Origin of the sequence: Rossellomorea sp. FS2 (genome assembly GCF_047915635.1) — a bacterium.
GTDB classification, from domain to species: domain Bacteria; phylum Bacillota; class Bacilli; order Bacillales; family Bacillaceae_B; genus Rossellomorea; species Rossellomorea marisflavi_A.
Genome location: NZ_JBLRVS010000006.1, coordinates 1 through 18,011, shown reverse-complemented (window position 1 = coordinate 18,011; position 18,011 = coordinate 1). Strand labels below are relative to the sequence as shown.

General features: G+C 42.4%; 17 protein-coding genes and 2 tRNA genes. 3 read left to right on the top strand and 16 right to left on the bottom strand.

The features are described 5' to 3' along the window. Positions 1 to 180: 180 nt before the first annotated feature. The 7 genes from ACNA6I_RS19255 to groES all read right to left on the bottom strand — a co-directional run bounded on the left by ACNA6I_RS19255 (position 181) and on the right by groES (position 9,306). Positions 181 to 1,143 (bottom strand): ROK family glucokinase, encoded by a 963-nt coding sequence (locus ACNA6I_RS19255; protein WP_309518151.1) that lies wholly within the window; start codon positions 1,141 to 1,143, stop codon positions 181 to 183. Positions 1,144 to 1,423: 280 nt separating this feature from the next. Next, positions 1,424 to 1,699, bottom strand: coding sequence for a hypothetical protein (locus ACNA6I_RS19250; protein WP_416313984.1), 276 nt, complete (start codon positions 1,697 to 1,699; stop codon positions 1,424 to 1,426). Between the two features lie 118 nt (positions 1,700 to 1,817). After that, positions 1,818 to 4,166 (bottom strand): AAA family ATPase, encoded by a 2,349-nt coding sequence (locus tag ACNA6I_RS19245; RefSeq protein ID WP_416313996.1) that lies wholly within the window; start codon positions 4,164 to 4,166, stop codon positions 1,818 to 1,820. A 1-nt stretch (position 4,167) separates the two neighbouring features. Beyond that, positions 4,168 to 4,905 (bottom strand): ABC-three component system middle component 1, encoded by a 738-nt coding sequence (locus ACNA6I_RS19240; protein WP_416313983.1) that lies wholly within the window; start codon positions 4,903 to 4,905, stop codon positions 4,168 to 4,170. Further along, the gene (locus ACNA6I_RS19235) at positions 4,898 to 6,292 is read right to left on the bottom strand and encodes an ABC-three component system protein (protein WP_416313982.1); all 1,395 of its coding nucleotides are present in this window, start codon (positions 6,290 to 6,292) and stop codon (positions 4,898 to 4,900) included. Before ACNA6I_RS19235 ends, ACNA6I_RS19240 begins: the two co-directional genes overlap by 8 nt. Positions 6,293 to 7,322: 1,030 nt before the next feature. Then, a complete protein-coding gene (gene groL / locus ACNA6I_RS19230; protein ID WP_416313981.1) occupies positions 7,323 to 8,957 on the bottom strand; it encodes a chaperonin GroEL in 1,635 nt (544 codons plus the stop codon). Positions 8,958 to 9,018: 61 nt separating this feature from the next. Continuing rightward, positions 9,019 to 9,306, bottom strand: a complete 288-nt coding sequence (groES, locus tag ACNA6I_RS19225; protein ID WP_048007685.1) for a co-chaperone GroES — start codon at positions 9,304 to 9,306, stop codon at positions 9,019 to 9,021. 285 nt (positions 9,307 to 9,591) lie between these two features. On the opposite strand from groES, the gene ACNA6I_RS19220 reads away from it, so the two are divergent. Beyond that, complete coding sequence (locus tag ACNA6I_RS19220) at positions 9,592 to 10,335, top strand: CPBP family intramembrane glutamic endopeptidase (protein ID WP_048007686.1); 744 nt, start codon at positions 9,592 to 9,594, stop codon at positions 10,333 to 10,335. Continuing rightward, positions 10,335 to 10,541 (top strand): YdiK family protein, encoded by a 207-nt coding sequence (locus ACNA6I_RS19215; protein ID WP_048007687.1) that lies wholly within the window; start codon positions 10,335 to 10,337, stop codon positions 10,539 to 10,541. Before ACNA6I_RS19220 ends, ACNA6I_RS19215 begins: the two co-directional genes overlap by 1 nt. Positions 10,542 to 10,616: 75 nt before the next feature. Here the strand turns inward: ACNA6I_RS19215 and tatC are convergent, their stop codons facing one another. The 3 genes from tatC to ACNA6I_RS19200 are packed head-to-tail and all read right to left on the bottom strand — an operon-like array spanning position 10,617 to position 12,317. Next, complete coding sequence (tatC, locus tag ACNA6I_RS19210; protein ID WP_048007688.1) at positions 10,617 to 11,399, bottom strand: twin-arginine translocase subunit TatC; 783 nt, start codon at positions 11,397 to 11,399, stop codon at positions 10,617 to 10,619. Positions 11,400 to 11,414: 15 nt separating this feature from the next. Beyond that, complete coding sequence (locus ACNA6I_RS19205) at positions 11,415 to 11,585, bottom strand: twin-arginine translocase TatA/TatE family subunit (protein ID WP_048007689.1); 171 nt, start codon at positions 11,583 to 11,585, stop codon at positions 11,415 to 11,417. A 54-nt stretch (positions 11,586 to 11,639) separates the two neighbouring features. Further along, positions 11,640 to 12,317 carry a redox-sensing transcriptional repressor Rex gene (locus tag ACNA6I_RS19200; RefSeq protein ID WP_048007690.1) on the bottom strand — a complete coding sequence of 226 codons (678 nt, stop codon included), beginning with the start codon at positions 12,315 to 12,317 and terminating at the stop codon, positions 11,640 to 11,642. Positions 12,318 to 12,525: 208 nt separating this feature from the next. On the opposite strand from ACNA6I_RS19200, the gene ACNA6I_RS19195 reads away from it, so the two are divergent. Continuing rightward, the gene (locus tag ACNA6I_RS19195) at positions 12,526 to 14,457 is read left to right on the top strand and encodes an ABC-F family ATP-binding cassette domain-containing protein (protein WP_048015733.1); all 1,932 of its coding nucleotides are present in this window, start codon (positions 12,526 to 12,528) and stop codon (positions 14,455 to 14,457) included. 364 nt (positions 14,458 to 14,821) lie between these two features. On the opposite strand, the gene tsaD is transcribed toward ACNA6I_RS19195, so the two are convergent. The 6 genes from tsaD to ACNA6I_RS19165 all read right to left on the bottom strand — a co-directional run bounded on the left by tsaD (position 14,822) and on the right by ACNA6I_RS19165 (position 17,958). Next, positions 14,822 to 15,838 (bottom strand): tRNA (adenosine(37)-N6)-threonylcarbamoyltransferase complex transferase subunit TsaD, encoded by a 1,017-nt coding sequence (gene tsaD / locus ACNA6I_RS19190; RefSeq protein WP_048007692.1) that lies wholly within the window; start codon positions 15,836 to 15,838, stop codon positions 14,822 to 14,824. Continuing rightward, positions 15,835 to 16,257, bottom strand: coding sequence for a ribosomal protein S18-alanine N-acetyltransferase (rimI, locus tag ACNA6I_RS19185; protein WP_231579155.1), 423 nt, complete (start codon positions 16,255 to 16,257; stop codon positions 15,835 to 15,837). Before rimI ends, tsaD begins: the two co-directional genes overlap by 4 nt. 27 nt (positions 16,258 to 16,284) lie before the next feature. Beyond that, positions 16,285 to 16,986 carry a tRNA (adenosine(37)-N6)-threonylcarbamoyltransferase complex dimerization subunit type 1 TsaB gene (gene tsaB / locus ACNA6I_RS19180; RefSeq protein WP_416313980.1) on the bottom strand — a complete coding sequence of 234 codons (702 nt, stop codon included), beginning with the start codon at positions 16,984 to 16,986 and terminating at the stop codon, positions 16,285 to 16,287. Next, positions 16,983 to 17,438, bottom strand: a complete 456-nt coding sequence (tsaE, locus tag ACNA6I_RS19175; protein ID WP_048015732.1) for a tRNA (adenosine(37)-N6)-threonylcarbamoyltransferase complex ATPase subunit type 1 TsaE — start codon at positions 17,436 to 17,438, stop codon at positions 16,983 to 16,985. The genes tsaB and tsaE overlap by 4 nt, the downstream gene beginning before the upstream one ends. A 241-nt stretch (positions 17,439 to 17,679) precedes the next feature. Continuing rightward, a tRNA-Asp gene (locus ACNA6I_RS19170) sits at positions 17,680 to 17,756 on the bottom strand. A 128-nt stretch (positions 17,757 to 17,884) separates the two neighbouring features. Next, a tRNA-Met gene (locus tag ACNA6I_RS19165) sits at positions 17,885 to 17,958 on the bottom strand. Between the last annotated feature and the right edge of the window lie 53 nt (positions 17,959 to 18,011).

The following is an 18,011-nucleotide window of genomic DNA, read 5'->3' as shown; positions in this document are numbered from 1 at the left end:
TCACTTTTTTAGGGCTCAACTTTCAATCTATGAAAAAAAGCCTCTACACTCGTGGTCGAGCAGAAGATTCCCCCAATCGTCCTGGATATAGAAAAAACCTCTTCGCTCAACGAGCGAAGAGGTTCCATGATCTATGCTTCTTCGTCCGATCTTACCGGACTTCAGCCTGCACGGATGATGTTATTTTTGCCGAGTCACCAATGAACCTGCACCAATCACACCTGCATCATTTCCAAGCTGAGCCAGTTTCAACTTCGTGCTTGTCCGGATGGACGGGAAGGCGAACTGCTGGAAGTATTTCTCTACCCCTTCCAAGAGCATATCTCCCGCTGCCGAAACACCGCCACCGATGACAATGGTCTCAGGGTTGAGGAGATTCCCGATGTTCGCACATGCAAGTCCAAGATAGAAGAAGAATTTATCCGCTACGATGACTGCGAGGGGATCGCCGGCTTTTGCCTGATCAAAGATGGTCTTGGCCGTCAATTCCTGTCCGTCATCGATCAATTCCTTCAATTCCGAATCACCAGCGTATTCCTCAGACAGATCCCTGGCGAGACGGACGACACCTGTCGCACTTGCCACGGTTTCCAGGCAGCCATGATTCCCACACGTACATAGGTACCCTTCAGGCTCGACGATCATATGACCGATCTCACCTGCAGCCCCCACGTTTCCGTGAAGAAGATTCTCTTCTGCAATGATGCCACCGCCGACACCCGTACCAAGGGTCACGAACACAACATCTTTGCCGTTTTCACCGGCACCTTTCCATCCTTCACCCAATGCTGCAACGTTCGCATCATTGTCGATATAAAGGGGAATCCCCGTACCCGCTTCGATCATCTGTCTAACCGGTATCAGGGTGCTCCAATTCAAATTATACGCTCCGATGACCGTCCCATTTTCCCGATCAACCGTCCCAGGAGAGCCCATGCCGATCCCCAAGAATGTATCAGCGCTCAACCCGTATAATTCCAAATGGTGATTAATCGACTCAATGATCTGTGGCACAATCTGCTTCCCATCGTTCCGGATATCCGTCCCGATGCTCCACTTCTGTTGAATCTCACCATCTTCAGTCATAATAGCAAATTTAACGGTGGTTCCACCTAAATCGATTCCCAATAGTTTTTTCATCATTTTCCCTTCCTTTTGTGAACATTTGAACGAATGGATTCAATCGCGTCGAATGACGAAAAGCCTTGAAGTCAATTCCGTTCTTTTTGGTAGTAAAAACGCGTATGTCCATTTATGAAAATGCTTTCATATTATGAGACAAGATAGCTCTTAGTTAAGTATATTTTGTTTGGGGATTGGTATCAACTATTTGAAACATTTGGTTGTAGGATGGACACTTTTATTAAGAACTTTAATTTTTGCTTCATATTTATACCAGAGATATTTCTTTAACATAAATTAATCAAGTCAGCCTCTCATGGAGTTCCTTCAGTTTTAAATTCCCAAGCACATTAGCCCTTAGATTCCACCATTCTGATTTTTCAAAAGACACAATCTCATTTGTTCCATTTATTTTTATTTCAGCTAAAAAGGTTTGGTTATCTTGTATGTGATATTTCCAATTATTATCTATTATACCTTTGCCTTCTGGATTGTATTTATCCGCATGATTTATCATTTGAATAAATGTATTTATAGCTCCGATTACTTCATTTTTCCAATGCATATTAATATCCATAAGTTATGCACCCCTTATTTTGTATTAATTAAAAAGCCAATAATAATTACTAAAATTTATATAGAAATATAAAAAAAGTATGAAAACTACTAAAAAAATATTAGTAGTTTTCATACTTTTATTGATAAAATACCTCTTTTACATTTATGTTACCTGTTCTATGACCATATTTGGTGAACTTATAACGGATGTACATAGATATTTTATCTTCATGCGTTGATAAAATTATTTGTTTATTAGGAAAATCACTTCTAAGCAATTCAACAAATGACGCCATATTTATTTCATCCATAGTTTGAATTGGATCGTCTATTAATAAAGTACTTAGACCACTGTTATTATAGACCCTATTTAAAGCTAAAGAAAAAGCTAGGACAGTTGCTGATAACTGACCAGAACTAAATGAATGCATAATATCATGTGCAGTTTTCTCAGGTGGAACAAAATTAATTGCTTTTAATTGAGGATCACCGTCTTCTTGACTTTGTTCCTCTTTAATGAACACTCCAATACCCCTTTGATGAGTTTGAATAATTTTACCACTATAAATGTAAAATGGTATTTCAATTTCACTAATCATCTTAGCACGGTAGCCATTGACCTTTTCATTATAAATATCAATTGAATCATTAAGATTAATAATAGATTTATCTATTATTTCCAATTGATTTATTAATCTTTGATGTCTGTTAAATGATTCGCTAGCTTGTACATAATACATATATTCAATGTATTGTTTCTTTTGATCAATACCTAAAATATTTATGCCTTTAATTGCCTTTTCATTGTTCTCAAAGACACTCTTATAGAGATTCCGATATAAATGATAATTTTCCATGTCTAGTTTGCTTTTAGAGAGTTTACTATAAAGAACCTCCTTAATCCTTTCAACTCTCTCACTTAAATTATTTACATAGTTCTTTTCTTTATTAAAGTAATATGATATATCAATATCCAACTCACTGAAAAAATTCTTTGCTGCATTAAAATCTATATTTTGTAGTTTATATTCTTCAAGTTGATTAAAGAAATCATATGAGATTGAACTCTTAACAAATTCGTCTATACTAATTATCAGTGGATTTAAACAATCTTTATAAATCCGATCAATTTCTTCCAGTATTTTCGCTGAGGAATTGTCAAGTTCCTCTTTAAACATTTCAGTTTTTTTATCGATTTGTTGTATAAGATTTCGATAAGTTTCCCATTCGTTTCCACAAAGAGGACAGTGATTATCATCAACTTTTTTACTATTATTATATTCTTCGTATTTCAACATAAAATCATTTCTAGACGTAAGTAACTTTTCTACAATTCGTGATAGATCGCTTGAATTTTTTCTTAAATCATTAATGTATCCTATCTTTTGAACAAGATTTTCTTTACTAAGAGCAGGTTTAAAATGTTCATATAATAAACTCCAGTTTATTTCCCTTGAAAATATATCCTTATTTTCTATTTTTATTTTTATATCTTCAAACATTTTTCTTAGATTATTACTGCTATTTAATTGTTCAAATTCTTCATGAAAATACCCTAAAATAATTAAAGCTGATAGTTTTTGATCTTTTGAAGCAATACCTCTAATTCTTTCGTTTTTTGATTCAATTTTAAATTCATCAAAGTTAGTAATTAGACCTCTAATATCTTCTAGTTGTTCTATGTACTTGGCTTTCTGCTCTTTGTCTAAAGGGTTAATAATTTTCTGGTCCCAAACAATTCTATTGAAGGGAACTTTAATTAACTGAAAATACTCAATTTCAGCTTTTTTATCACTTTCTTTGCTCGCTGTGGAATCTATTGATATTCCAGAAATTTTTCTATTTATATTAGTTTTATAAGCAATTAATTTCTTTTTAGCTTTCTCTAGAATATCTCGTTCTTTTATTTCTACTTCAATGTTAAAGAGCTTACCAATATAATCCATACGCTCTTTTTCATTTCTTTTCAATAAGTGACTTGATTCCTCTTGTTCAATATAATGGTATAAGCCGTATTTAGATTCAAAATCGGTAGTCCCAAATAACTCTTCAATAGTTTCCTGAGAGGACCTATTCTCTTCTGTTAATTCTCCTTCAAACGCATCGAGCAAATGTACAGAGTAATCAAAATCGAAAGGTCTCTTTTTAGATCTACTTAATGAACTAGGCTCAACCTTGCGACCAATAATGATTTTTTCTATTAGATTCCGAGTAGTATCAGTTTTTATTAATTCAATTTTTAAAATAACTGCTTTAGATTGATCTTTAGCAAATAAGTAATCATCATATCCCCTGTTACCTACATTTATTTTCAATTGTTTAATACGCCTAATACTTCCTGTCAAAACTAATTCTATTACATCGTATATACTGGTTTTCCCAAATCCATTTGGTCCATCTAGAATTGTAACAGTTTGATCATTAAAATAGATGTTCGCTTTTTCTATTGATTTGAAATTTTCAATATAGACCTTCGAAATTTTCATACTACTCAATGCCTTCACACCCTATTACTGTTAAGATATCATTAATCTGAAGTTCTGGATCTTTAATATATTGTTCAAGCATTAAATTGACTATATTCGATTGCGTTCGAGTAAGTTTTGCATCTATTTCCTTCTTTAAATTTCCTAAATTCTCTTGCTCTATGATTACACTTAAAAACGGTAATTTTATAAATAACTTTGATACTAAATCGTATATATCAGCTTCTTTGTTTTCAATAGTATTTCTATCTTCTTCTTTCTTCTTAAAAGAAGCAAAGAGTTTTTTCTCTAGCAAAAGATAATTTAACTTGTTTAATAAAGGTCCTGCTTGCATTTCACTTAATATAAGTTCCAAGGCTTCAAATTGACCTTTGGTATGTGTTAATACATATTTTTTAAAGTCATAGGGATCTTCCTCTATATTGTAAATATATCTTGTACGTTCCTTTGAATACATAGTAGATTCGGTTTCTAGTAAAAGAAGCAAAGAAAGATTCTTATCTAAGCCAGATACATTCATTTCTAGCAGGATAGAATCAAGACATTGAGCTAATTCTTGCTGTAAACACTCAAGACTTACCTCTTTCTCTCTAAAATTACCTACTAAATAAAAATCAAATTTGTTCCTAACTGTTCTGGTAAAAAAAGAGAAGTTTGCAGAATAGTCACCTTTGAAATTTATTCTCTCACTACACTCAAATCCAGCTTCAATAAAGATACTTTTAATGAAGTTATTCATTTGGTTTAAATTCCTCCATAGCAGTTTTCATATCCATAAATTTTATTTTTTTTGGCCCTGTAAATTTTTCTTTACTCGGATAATCTATATCTGATTCTACATCTGTAATAGTTCCCTTAAACTCCTCATTAATAGATTTATTGATATAGGTTTCGACCTCAAAGAGAAGTTCTAAAAGTACTTCATCATTATTAAAGTTACTAAATATATCCTTACCAATTTTAGAACAAGCGTTCCGCCCATCAGTAAGAATTAGGGTAATTAAGTTGGTTACTTTATTTTTTTTAATTAGAAGAATATCATTTTTTAATGTCGCTGCTTCTAATAAGTGGTGAAAAGTAAATAAACTCTCAAATAACATTTGCTTAACCCCATGCTGATCAATAAGCCTCTTGTATTCTGCAATGCTAATAGAATGATGTTCTTTCACATGAATATTTGGCGCTATTTTCCTGCAAAAGAGTACAAAATCTTCAGGAGTTAATAATTTTAATATGTCTATATGATGTGTCCAGATTTTTGATTTCTCTTTATCTAGCTCGAGATCAATTCCCTGTTCTTCACAATACTCTTCAAAATACGTTGTTAAATCGTCCATAAGTAAACTAGCCACTGTTTCACTAGTTAAGTTAAATACATTATCACTCTGGAGAATTTCTAATACCTTGTTAAAAGTAATTACTGGATCTGGTTGTTTTTTCAAATGGATTTCAGTAATGAGATTATTAACCGTATGTAATAAATTTGAGTAAGCATAATCAATATTCTCTTTAGTAATTGAAGAGGTATTTCGAAGAGGATCTCTTTTTAAAAAGATGTTAATTTGTTCTTTTATCTTATTGTTAATTTCATCTACTTGAACAACCCTATTAACATTTATTTTTCCTTTTTCATGATTAATGTATAGCTTATTCCATGCTTCATCAAATTTTCCTTCTTCAAACAACAACTTTTTAAAATGAAGGAATAATCTTTTCTTTTTATCCGGTACATATGAAATTAAATCCCTCTTCAAATTTTCAACAGTAAATTCTTTAATGTTTATCGCTGTATGTAGACTTGCTTCTTTTACTGTTGGTTGTATAATTGTTTTTCCTAACAATTCAAGAACTGTAGCTTTATAACCACCAATAGTTTCTTTGTCTTGATACGACTTTACTTGATGTATCGAGTAGTATTCACCCTTACATTTAATACAAAAATCTTCAAACCATTCTATTTCAAGAGTGTAGTTATTTACATCCTGATCACTTGTACCAATTTGATTTATCAAGCAAAGCATAGTATATACTGCTACTTTCCCTTGATATGTATATCCATTCCAAGAAGAAGCAGCACTACCACAAGCAATATCTGTCCAATTAAGGTCTACCTCAGTATTATTCATATATCCTCCCGGTTCTTCAGTAACATCAAAAAAATTAAAACGCTCTCTGATAAGAATCAGTCAAAATCGCATTCAGATTGTATATTTAAACCAATAATTTGACGAAGGAGTTTTGTAACTTGTATATAAGCAACGCCCTTTTGTTTTTTCCAAAAGCTCTGTTCAAAGAATTTACCCCAACATAACCAAAAAATAAAAACATAGTTACTTTGCGTACCTAACCTATTCACTCAGCTCATGTAATATTCCAAAAGGTACTTTGATTAAGAATCATCCTCTTCTACAATATACTCTTGATTTCTTTCTTTTGTATTTAGTCAAACGTAGATGTTTTTTGTATAGTAATTTAAAAATTATTCGGTTTTAATTAGAGGCGCAGAATTATGCTTTGACACCTCTTAAACCTTTAGCAATATCCTCACTCAATCTGAACTCTGTCAACTTTTTCAATAAAACCTAAATTTTTGAACCACCAGTTCTTATTCTATTTTTGTAAATATATTCTATTTTAACACTTACGTTAATTTATTTGTAAGTTTTTTATTTATACCCTCAAAAAGCACAAGAAAGTAAAACACTAATTAGCATTTTCTGAACTAAATTATCTTTTTTAAAGCACTAAGGATTCTAACGATGCTTTGTAATTGATCAATTAGTGATGCTTACTATGACCAAAGTTTTCGTAAAGAAAACACGGCTATCACATCGTCATTAAAATCAGTCGTGATAGAATGAAAAATTCACAATAGTACCCAATACAAACTAAGATTTAACTCCGCACCGTTTAAAACAAAATCATACAACCTTTCTTGCGGAATTTAGTGTCTCCTGGAACAAACCATAGACCATCTAAATCGTATCGACCTTCAAATCACAAAAAATTCACCTTCATATTATTCACTAAATGAAAAAAAGAAGCCTCTCAAAAGTTCACTGAACTCATGAGAAGCCTCGTTAAATTACCTTAATGTTAACATATCACTTTTACCTTACTCAAAAACCCACATATATCAAGGGTTTTGGGGCGTTATTACATCATGCCGCCCATTCCACCCATACCGCCCATTCCAGACATATCCGGCATTCCGCCGCCTTCTTCTGGGATGTCGGCCACTACGGCTTCTGTAGTCAAGAACATAGCCGCTACAGATGCTGCGTTTTGGAGGGCAGAACGTGTTACTTTGGTTGGGTCGACGATTCCTTGTTCGATCATGTTGACCCATTCGCCTGATGCGGCGTTGAAGCCTACGCCAACTTCTTCTTTCTTGAGGCGTTCCACGATGATGGAGCCTTCAAGGCCGGCGTTGTGTGCGATTTGACGGATTGGTTCTTCGAGTGCGCGAAGGACGATGTTGATTCCAGTAGCTACGTCGCTGTCTGCTTCGATGGAAGCGACTTTGTTGTAGACGTTCACTAGAGCCGTACCACCACCGGATACGATTCCTTCTTCGACTGCCGCACGTGTCGAGTTCAATGCGTCTTCGATGCGTAGTTTGCGCTCTTTGAGCTCGGTTTCAGTAGCAGCTCCGACTTTCACGACGGCTACTCCACCAGCAAGCTTCGCTAGGCGTTCTTGTAGTTTTTCTTTATCGAATTCAGAAGTAGATTCTTCTAATTGAGCACGGATTTGGTTTACGCGGGCTGCGATTTTTTCTGGATCTCCAGAACCTTCGACAACCGTTGTGTTTTCTTTTGTGACAACGACTTTCGCTGCACGTCCGAGCTGTGTGATGTTGGCAGATTTCAGGTCAAGACCAAGGTCTTCTGTGATCACTTCTCCACCAGTCAATACTGCAAGGTCTTCAAGCATTGCTTTACGACGGTCACCGAATCCAGGTGCTTTGACAGCCACTGCATTGAATGTACCGCGAAGTTTGTTCACAACAAGTGTTGCAAGGGCTTCGCCTTCAACATCTTCCGCTACCATCAATAGTGGTTTGCCTTGTTGAACGACTTGCTCAAGGACAGGAAGGACTTCCTGGATGTTGCCGATCTTTTTGTCCGTGATCAGGATGTACGGATTATCAAGGACCGCTTCCATTTTGTCTGAGTCTGTCACCATGTATGGAGATGCATATCCACGGTCGAACTGCATACCTTCCACAACGTCAAGCTCAGTCGTGAATCCTTTGGATTCTTCGATCGTGATGACACCGTCGTTACCTACGCGCTCCATGGCTTCAGCAATCAATTGGCCGACTTCTTCGTCCGCTGCAGAGATCGCTGCAACTTGTGCGATGGAGTCTTTGCCTTCGATTGGTTTAGAGATGGCTTTCAGCTCTTCGACAGCCCCTTGGACAGCCTTCTCGATCCCTTTACGTACGCCGACAGGGTTTGCTCCTGCTGTTACGTTTTTAAGCCCTTCACGGATCATCGCTTGCGCTAGGACCGTTGCAGTCGTCGTACCGTCACCGGCGATTTCGTTTGTTTTGCTTGCGACTTCCGCTACAAGCTTCGCACCCATGTTTTCGAATGCATCTTCAAGCTCGATTTCTTTCGCAATGGTTACACCATCATTGGTGATGAGTGGAGAACCGAACTTCTTCTCAAGTACAACATTGCGACCTTTTGGTCCAAGTGTTACTTTTACTGCGTTTGCTAATTGGTCTACCCCGCGAAGCATGGAACGGCGTGCTTCTTCGCTGAATTTAATTTCTTTAGCCATTTCAAACGTCCTCCTTTAATATCAGTTCATGGTTGGTGCGTATATGTGTTGGTTCGATTAATTATTCGCCTACGATGGCAAGGATATCGTTGTCACGAAGGATGAGATATTCTGTGCCTTGGTATTTCACTTCTGTACCAGAGTATTTACTGAAGATGATTCGATCGCCTACAGACACTTCAAGAGCGACGCGCTCACCGTTGTCAAGGACGCGACCTGTACCTACAGCGACAATCTTACCTTCTTGCGGTTTTTCCTTAGCAGAATCCGGGAGTACGATACCGCTTGCTGTCTTTTCTTCTGTTTCGACTAGCTCGATTACGACGCGATCACCTAGTGGTTTTAACAAGTGAAACAACCTCCTTGAAAATATGTAGATTAGGTTTTATTAGCACTCGCTTATCATGAGTGCTAACACAGTTATTATATTAAATAATTCGTTTTCATTTTGCAAGAGTCCTGCTTAAAAATTTTTTCGTCATTTTCCCCCTTTTTTCACACCTCACTATCCTATGTGGCGATTCCCGGCAATATTCCCATGACCGTGAGATTTGAACAGTTCCGCATTTATTAGTAGAATTGTACAAGGGTCTGTCCTGTCAGGCCTAAGGCTTGCTTAAAAGGAGATAAAACGTTGAATAAACATTATGGATACATTTTGATCGCCTATGTTGTTATGCAGCTCGCCGGTGCGGTTGGACCGCTCCTGTTTTATAAGGCCGGCACAGAAGTGTTTGGACAGACTAAAGAATACATGCAGCAGGTGGCCGTCGGTTCCTGGCTGATCTTCAGCTTCGCCGCGACCCTGATCATCGTCCTGCTCATCCTGCGAAAAAGCGCACCATCGAAACTCAAGCTCGAACGCTCTGCCCCTGCAGGCGCCGGGATTTCCGTCGTCTGGGCCGTTGTCGGGATCTTCATGGCGTTCTTCGCACAAGCCATCGCCATCCAGATCGAGACCCTTCTCGGCATCCAGGCCGGTTCTGAAAACACCCAGAACATCATGGGCATCGTGGACAATGTTCCCCTTGCCATGATCGTCGTCGCCATCATCGGGCCGATCCTGGAAGAAATCGTGTTCAGGAAGATCATTTTTGGGGCACTCTATCAGCGAATGAACTTTTTCTTCGCCGCATTGATCAGTTCCGTGATCTTCGCCCTTGCCCACTTCGAGCCGGTGCATGTGATCCTGTACTCTGCCATGGGCTTCACGTTCGCCTTCCTATATGTAAGAACGAAACGGATCCTCGTACCGATCTGCGCCCACGTGGCCATGAATACGATGGTGGTCATCATGCAGACCGTCTACCGGGATGAAATTGAAAAGATCATGAATGAAGCTGAAAAAATACAAGGATTTATTGGAGGTTTCCTATAATGAGACGATCACCCCTGTTCTCCGGCGTGATTTACATTCTTCTTGGGGTGCTGTTCACCTATTTTGCCATCCACACGGTCCGGGACACAGGCTGGGGATTTTTCACCTATATGCTGATCTTCCTTGCCACCCTGGACTTCGGTTCCGGCATACGCATGGTCCTTCTCCACTTCAGGATCAAGCAGCAGCTGAACCAGAAGAAGTAAGCTTAGTTAAAACAAAAACCGGATCCATCCGACTTCGTTCCATGAAGATCGGTGGATCCGGTTTTTTTGGCTGAATCAGCCTTTGTGTTGATTGAGTTCTTCTTCCACGCGTTCAATTTCCATCTGCTGTTCCGCCTGTAGGTACTTCCTATATCCGATTCGTGAGATCCCTATGCTGATCTCATAGAGGATCAACAGCGGGAGGGTCACCATCATATGGGAGACGATGTCCGGAGGCGTGATGAAGGCGGCAATCACCAACAGCACGAAGTAAGCCGCTTTCCTCGCCTTCGCCATCATCATCGGCGTGATGATCCCGAGCCTCGTCAGAAACAGCATCACCACGGGCAGCTGGAATAGCAGGCCGAATGGGATCGTAATCTGGAAGAGGAATTGGAAGTACTCATTGATCCCGATCACCTGCTGGATATCGAGATCGCCTGATAGCCTCATCATGAACGATACAACATACGGGAACAGGATGAAGTATGAGAATGCCAGTCCACCGAGGAACAGGAGGACCGATACCGGTATGTAGCTCAGGGTCACCTTCCGCTCCTTGTCATAAAGACCGGGCGACACAAAGGACCACACCTGATAAAGGATGACTGGTGACGTCATGATGACCGCGATGAACATGATCATCTCCATGTAGATCTTCAGGGGATCCGTCACACGGAAGGCATTCATCGTCATTTCTTTCGCTTCGTCCGCATGCTGCAGATACTTGATGAGCGGTTCGGCAAGGAAGAAGCTTGCCACAACGGCTAACAAGAAGAAAACGACTACAAACATGAGTCGTTTCTGCAATTCTCCTATATGCTCAAAGACTGTCATATCCTTTTGGGTTTGACTCATGGCGTTCATCCTACTTTACTTGGCACTTTTGTTCTTATCGTCTTCATCATCCGCTAAGCCTTTGGTTGCGTTTTTGAATTCACGTAGTGTATTGCCGGCTGCTTTCCCAAGCTCCGGTAATTTTTTCGGGCCGAAAATCAAAAGGGCCACCACTGCAATCAGCACCATACTTCCAGGACCTACCATAATGAGACACCTCCCCTTATATTCTTCTATCATAACGCAAATGGTCAGAATTTTCTATTCCGTTACGATTCCATCTTGTGACATTTCCGTGTCTTCCCCTGAGTAATGCTTGAGGAAATAGACAAGTGACTGAAGTTCCACTGCCAGATCGATATGATGGACCCTGATATGATCAGGAACCGTCAGGCGTGCCGGTGTGAAGTTCAGGATCCCCTTGATCTTCGAAGACACAAGGCGATCTGTGATATTTTGAGCAGATGAGGCCGGCACGGTCAGGATCGCAACTTCGATATCCATCCCCTTCAGCTTCTCCTCAAGCTCATCCATATGGTGGACGGGCACATCGCTGATTTCCGTCCCCACCTTCGCTTCATCCACCTCGAAGGCCATTTCGATCTTTGTATTGTTATTCTTTATGAAATTGTAATGAAGAAAAGCCGTTCCGAGATTCCCCACGCCGATCAATACGACCTTCGTCAGTTCATCCTGGTCAAGCGTTTCCCTGAAAAAGGATAAGAGATAATTCACATTATACCCATAGCCCTTCTTCCCTAACGCCCCAAAATAGGAGAAATCCCTCCGGATGGTCGCGGAATCCACTTTCACGGCTTCGCTTAACTCCTTCGACGATACCCGCTGCTTCCCTGAAGCATACAGATTCTTGATGAAACGGTAGTATAGCGGAAGGCGCTTGGCCGTTGCCTGTGGAATTTTCGTTGTTTCCTGATTCATCTCTTGTATTCCCCCACATCTTATAAACCCTCTTCCTTTTGGTCTGTCAGCGCTTCCAAAAAGAAGGTATATCTTTTATCTATTTTCCATCATACACTCTATTCTATCCTATTTGTATCCAGATTAATAGTCATAGTTCCTCCCCTTTTATTGCCGTCCACCTGGGAAATACGGTACACTAGCACTAATGAAACAGAGGTGAACCGACATGATTCTACTGCAAGTGAATCAGCTGACCAAAAATTTTGGTGCAGATAATATATTGACCAATATCAAATTGGAGATCCAAACCAGGGACCGGGTCGCCCTCGTCGGACGGAACGGTGCCGGCAAATCGACCCTCCTGAAGATCATTGCCGGACAGCTGTCCCATGACTCCGGAGAAATCACGAAGCCCAAGGGTGTGAGCATCGGCTACCTGGCCCAGAATACCGGTCTCGAGTCGGAGCTTTCCATCTGGGACGAGATGCTGACGGTATTCGAACACCTCCTCCAACAGGAAAAGCAGCTTAGAAGATTGGAAGCAGAGATGGCGGATCCGTCCGTCTATGAAGATGAAGACCGCTATCAGCGGGTATTGAAGGAGTATGACGAGCTTCAAGTCACCTTCAAGGAGTCCGGTGGCTATCAGTATGAAGCCGATATCCGTTCCGTCCTCCACGGCTTGAATTTCGCTTCCTTCGACCATGGGACGAAAATCTCCACCCTTTCCGGCGGACAGAAGACCCGTCTCGCCCTTGCGAAGCTCCTCCTGACCAAGCCCGATATCCTGATCCTCGATGAGCCGACGAACCATCTGGACATCGAGACGCTTTCCTGGCTAGAAGGATATCTTCAAGGCTATCCGGGTGCCGTGCTCATCGTATCCCATGACCGCTATTTCCTGGATAGCGTCGTGAACCAGGTGTATGAGATTTCCCGCAACCGGAGCAAGAAGTTCGTGGGGAACTATAGCAAGTACCTCGAGCAGAAGGCGCTGGATTACGAGAAGGACCTTAAGCTCTATGAGCGCCAGCAGCAGGAGGTCGCAAAGCTCGAAGACTTCATCCAGCGCAACATCGCCCGTGCCTCCACCACAAAGATGGCCCAGAGCAGGCGGAAAAAACTTGAGCGCATGGATCTCATGGACAGGCCGCAGGGTGACGAAAAATCCGCTTCCTTCGCCTTCCAGATCGATCGCCCGAGCGGGAATGATGTCCTTCACGTCAATGACCTCACCATCGGGTATGATGACGGGGAAGCCATCGCCTCCCATATCGACTTCTCCATCAAGAAAGGTGACAGCATCGCCCTTGTCGGACCGAATGGGATCGGGAAGTCCACGCTCCTCAAGACCCTGGTCAACAAACTGCAGGCATTGAGTGGGGACTTCAAATTCGGATCCAATGTATCCATCTCCTACTATGATCAGCAGCAAGCGGACCTTTCTTCCAACAAGACGGTCCTCAATGAACTATGGGATGAATACCCGATGAGGAACGAAAAAGAGATCAGGACCGTCCTCGGGAACTTCCTCTTCACGGGTGAAGACGTCCTGAAGCCCGTCAACACCCTGAGCGGAGGGGAAAAGGCCCGCCTCGCCCTCTCCAAGATGATGATGGAAAAAGGGAATGTCCTCATCCTCGATGAGCCGACGAACCATCTCGACCTGGACAGCAAAGAGGTCCTCGAGAACGCCCTGATCGACTATCCGGGCACGATCCTGTTCGTATCCCATGACCGCTACTTCATCAACCGGATCGCCACCAAGGTGATCGAGCTGTCCACAGGCGGATCCACTGAATACCTCGGGGATTATGACTACTACCTTCATAAGCTACAGGAGCAGGAAGAGCTCGCCGCCCTGGAACAGACCAAGGCAGAACCTGTAAAAGGTACACAGCAGAAGCAGTCGCACAAGATCGATAAGGAAGCCAAAAAGCTTGAACGTCAACGAAGACGGCGCATCGAAGAGATTGAAGAAAAGATGACCGTACTCGAAGGTTCCATTGAAGAAAAAGAAACCCTCCTGTGCGATCCGGATATCTTCCAGGATCACGAACGTGTTCAGACTCTGAATGACGAACTGACCCTGGCTAAAGAGGAACTGGATGCCCTTCTGGAAGAATGGACGGAGCTGGAAGAATTAGTGGAAGAGTAAGACTGAAGCGGTTCAAGGTTGAAAAGACCTTGAACCGCTTCTTTGGTTAGTGGGATGGCCTAAACGGGTAAAGGAAAGGAAGAGCTTCTTTCAGAAAAAACACTCCACTATTCATCCACAAGATTATCCACATTTCTAGCCTCGTCAATTCTATATCCACAAACCTTTTCCACACTATCCACAATTACTGCTCAAATTATACACATTATCCACATTCCAAATTCTACATATCCCCATCTGTTCTTCACAAGCCATTCACATCTTACGCACTACTTATCCCCAAATTATCCACAGACTGTTGATAAAACGTACGTTCCCAATAAAAAAACCTCGAACGGACGATTCCATTCGAGGTGTAATCTTATTAAAACTGTTCCAGATCCAATCCGGGATTTGCATTCATATCCAGTCCGCCACGCTTCCCTTGTTCAAACAGGATGGTTCCTGCAGCGGCAATCATGGCCGCATTATCCGTACACAAGGATAGGGGCGGGACGATGAGCTCACATGCATGGCTTTCAAACGTTGTCTCCAAAGCATGTCTCAGTCCTTTATTGGCCGCAACTCCACCTGCCAGAAGGAGCTGTTCGACACCGTATTCTTCCACAGCCCTTTTCGCCTTCGTCACAAGTACATCGATGACGCTTGCCTGGAAGCTTGCTGCAAGATCCTCCGGCTTGATCTCTTTCCCCTTCTGCTTCGCATTATGGAGAGTATTGATCACGGCCGACTTCAAGCCGCTGAAGCTGAAGTCATAGGATCCTTCCTCGAGCCACGCCCTTGGAAGGTCGATGACCGGCTCCCCTTCATGGGCCAGTCGGTCGATATGGGGACCCCCTGGATACGGAAGGCTCAGCGTACGGGCAACTTTATCATAAGCCTCCCCGGCTGCGTCATCACGCGTCTCTCCGATCACTTCAAATTCCCCGTGACCCTTCATGAGAACAAGCTCCGTATGTCCTCCCGATACAACCAAGGACAGGAGGGGGAACGTCATTTCATGGATTAACCGGTTGGCATAGATATGCCCGGCAATATGATGGACACCTACCAACGGTTTGTTATGAGCGAATGCAAGTGCCTTGGCTGCATTGACCCCAATCAGGAGTGCGCCCACCAGACCCGGTCCTTCCGTCACAGCGATGCAGTCGATCTCCTCCATCGTCATCTCCGCTTGATCGAGCGCTTCTTGGAGGACAAACGTCACCTGCTCCACATGATGCCGTGACGCAATCTCCGGTACGACACCGCCAAAGCGCTTATGGCTTTCGATCTGTGATGAGACGACATTGCTGACGATCTCCGTCCCGTTTTTCACGATGGACACAGCCGTTTCATCACAGCTGGTTTCAATTCCTAATACGAACGTATCTTTTATCATAAATTCACCCACATAACTAAAGCATCCTCTTGATTATCAGAATAATATCGTTTCCGGATCCCGCCATCTTGGAATCCGAGCTTCCTATACAGACTCTGGGCCGGCACATTGCTCACCCGGGCCTCGAGCGTCATGACCCTGGCACCCGATTCAATGGCCATCTCCATGATCTTGCGCATCAGAAGCTCCCCGTATCCCTTCCCACGGTGGGATGGAAGAACGGCCACATTCGTGATATGTGCTTCATCCACGACGATCCACACGCCACAGTAGCCCGCAATCTGTCCCTCGTCTTCAATGACGATGTACATGGACAGATGGTTCTCTTCCATTTCACTTATGAACGCTTCCCGGCTCCACGGAACAGTAAAGGATTGTTCTTCGATTTCCATGACGGCATCCACGTCATCGACTGTCATAAATCGTATCTCCATTATGCACAAGTCCTATTCTTCGTTAGATTTCTGGGCTTCGAGCCATTTCACTTCGGCTTCCGCCATACGGATATAGTTCGGCAGCACCTCATGGGCCGTCGATTCTTCCATACCCATTCCGATATAGGCGAGCTCAGACGGTCTCGGGTTATGGCTCACAAACGGTGCTAACACCGCCTTTTCCCCAAGGGCTCCTTTTATCGCTTCTTCATGGATACCCGTATCATTCCCGACGAACAGGATCTCTCCCTCATAGTTCCTGAGTTCATCCACCCAATCCGTCAGCATCACATTCCGGTCCTCGAGGACATTCTCCAGCTTCCCATCCCGGAAACGGTACAGACCCGTATAAACCTGTCCACGCCTCGCATCAAAGATCGGGGAAAGATAACCATTGAAGTACCGTCCTGATGAAGCCAGTACGGCCAGACTCGATACCGGTACGAGGGGAATATCAAGAGACCAGGCAAGCGTCTTTGCAAGCGTGACACCGATCCTAACACCCGTATAAGACCCGGGTCCATTCGCCACGACGATCTTCGTCAATTCCTTGACGTCCGTATCACAGTCCTTCAACAGCTGTTCCACGGCAGGCATCGCCTTCAGGGAATGATTCCGCTTCACATTGGTCATGTATTCACCGATCACCTTATTCTCATCAATCAGTGCGACCCCCAACGGGAAGTTTGATGTATCTATCGCTAATATCTTCATGCCATTATCTCCTCACAAAGCTTGCGGTACCGATCTCCCACCGGCTCCAGCACAATTCTTCTTTCCGTATCGCCGGTACGATAAATGCCTATGGCCAACCGCTCTCCCGGCAGCTGATCTTCTATCAGATGAGCCCATTCTACGACCGTGACCCCTTCACCTTCAAAATACTCGTCAAATCCAAGATCCTCAAACGAATCATCCAATCGATACACATCCATATGATAAAGGGGCAGATCCCCCTTGTATTCCTTGATGATCGTGAAAGTAGGGCTGTTGACCGTCCGCTTGATCCCAAGACCAAGGGCCAAACCCTTTGTAAACGTCGTCTTCCCGGCTCCAAGGTCCCCCTCAAGGGTCAGGACATCCCCGGGAGCCAACAGACCCGCAAGCCTCTTGGCAAAAGCGCCCGTTTCATCAGGACTGCTGCTGATATATTCAAACTCACTCATAATGATCTCCTTACCATCTGTATAAGTATAAAAAAACCTTAGGATCTGCAATACCTAAGGGATATCTTCTATATGTAGTGTACCCTTTTTGGGCGCATCGAGTAAAGCCAACGCGCTGAGTTCCCTCATATTTCTACCTGTTTGTCCCGATAAAATACAAAAACCGCAGCTATGCAACTGCGGTCTACTTAGAAGGATTCAAAATAAAAAAACGAATCTGCATTCGTTTTAAAAAACAAAATGGCGGTCCGGACGGGACTCGAACCCGCGACCTCCTGCGTGACAGGCAGGCATTCTAACCAACTGAACTACCGGACCAAAGCTTTTTGCGATAGCAAAATAGCTATCATTAATATTTCGCGTTAGCGAAAATAAAAATCTATTTACTGCGATAGCAAACCGCTATCAGTGTCACTACATCCCGATCCTCACGAATCAAAATGGTATTGCGGGGACAGGATTTGAACCTGCGACCTTCGGGTTATGAGCCCGACGAGCTACCGAACTGCTCCACCCCGCGACGATAATAATAAGTATATGCAGCCTATTTAAAGGTTATGCATAAAAATAACT

What these genes read in the sequence shown, in the direction of transcription:
- ACNA6I_RS19255 (WP_309518151.1), bottom strand. Translation starts at nt 1,143, where the DNA reads ATGATGAAAAAACTATTGGGAATCGATTTAGGTGGAACCACCGTTAAA.
- ACNA6I_RS19250 (WP_416313984.1), bottom strand. Translation starts at nt 1,699, where the DNA reads ATGGATATTAATATGCATTGGAAAAATGAAGTAATCGGAGCTATAAAT.
- ACNA6I_RS19245 (WP_416313996.1), bottom strand. Translation starts at nt 4,166, where the DNA reads ATGAAAATTTCGAAGGTCTATATTGAAAATTTCAAATCAATAGAAAAA.
- ACNA6I_RS19240 (WP_416313983.1), bottom strand. Translation starts at nt 4,905, where the DNA reads ATGAATAACTTCATTAAAAGTATCTTTATTGAAGCTGGATTTGAGTGT.
- ACNA6I_RS19235 (WP_416313982.1), bottom strand. Translation starts at nt 6,292, where the DNA reads ATGAATAATACTGAGGTAGACCTTAATTGGACAGATATTGCTTGTGGT.
- groL (WP_416313981.1), bottom strand. Translation starts at nt 8,957, where the DNA reads ATGGCTAAAGAAATTAAATTCAGCGAAGAAGCACGCCGTTCCATGCTT.
- ACNA6I_RS19215 (WP_048007687.1), top strand. Translation starts at nt 10,335, where the DNA reads ATGAGACGATCACCCCTGTTCTCCGGCGTGATTTACATTCTTCTTGGG.
- tatC (WP_048007688.1), bottom strand. Translation starts at nt 11,399, where the DNA reads ATGAGTCAAACCCAAAAGGATATGACAGTCTTTGAGCATATAGGAGAA.
- ACNA6I_RS19205 (WP_048007689.1), bottom strand. Translation starts at nt 11,585, where the DNA reads ATGGTAGGTCCTGGAAGTATGGTGCTGATTGCAGTGGTGGCCCTTTTG.
- ACNA6I_RS19200 (WP_048007690.1), bottom strand. Translation starts at nt 12,317, where the DNA reads ATGAATCAGGAAACAACGAAAATTCCACAGGCAACGGCCAAGCGCCTT.
- ACNA6I_RS19195 (WP_048015733.1), top strand. Translation starts at nt 12,526, where the DNA reads ATGATTCTACTGCAAGTGAATCAGCTGACCAAAAATTTTGGTGCAGAT.
- tsaD (WP_048007692.1), bottom strand. Translation starts at nt 15,838, where the DNA reads ATGATAAAAGATACGTTCGTATTAGGAATTGAAACCAGCTGTGATGAA.
- rimI (WP_231579155.1), bottom strand. Translation starts at nt 16,257, where the DNA reads ATGACAGTCGATGACGTGGATGCCGTCATGGAAATCGAAGAACAATCC.
- tsaB (WP_416313980.1), bottom strand. Translation starts at nt 16,986, where the DNA reads ATGAAGATATTAGCGATAGATACATCAAACTTCCCGTTGGGGGTCGCA.
- tsaE (WP_048015732.1), bottom strand. Translation starts at nt 17,438, where the DNA reads ATGAGTGAGTTTGAATATATCAGCAGCAGTCCTGATGAAACGGGCGCT.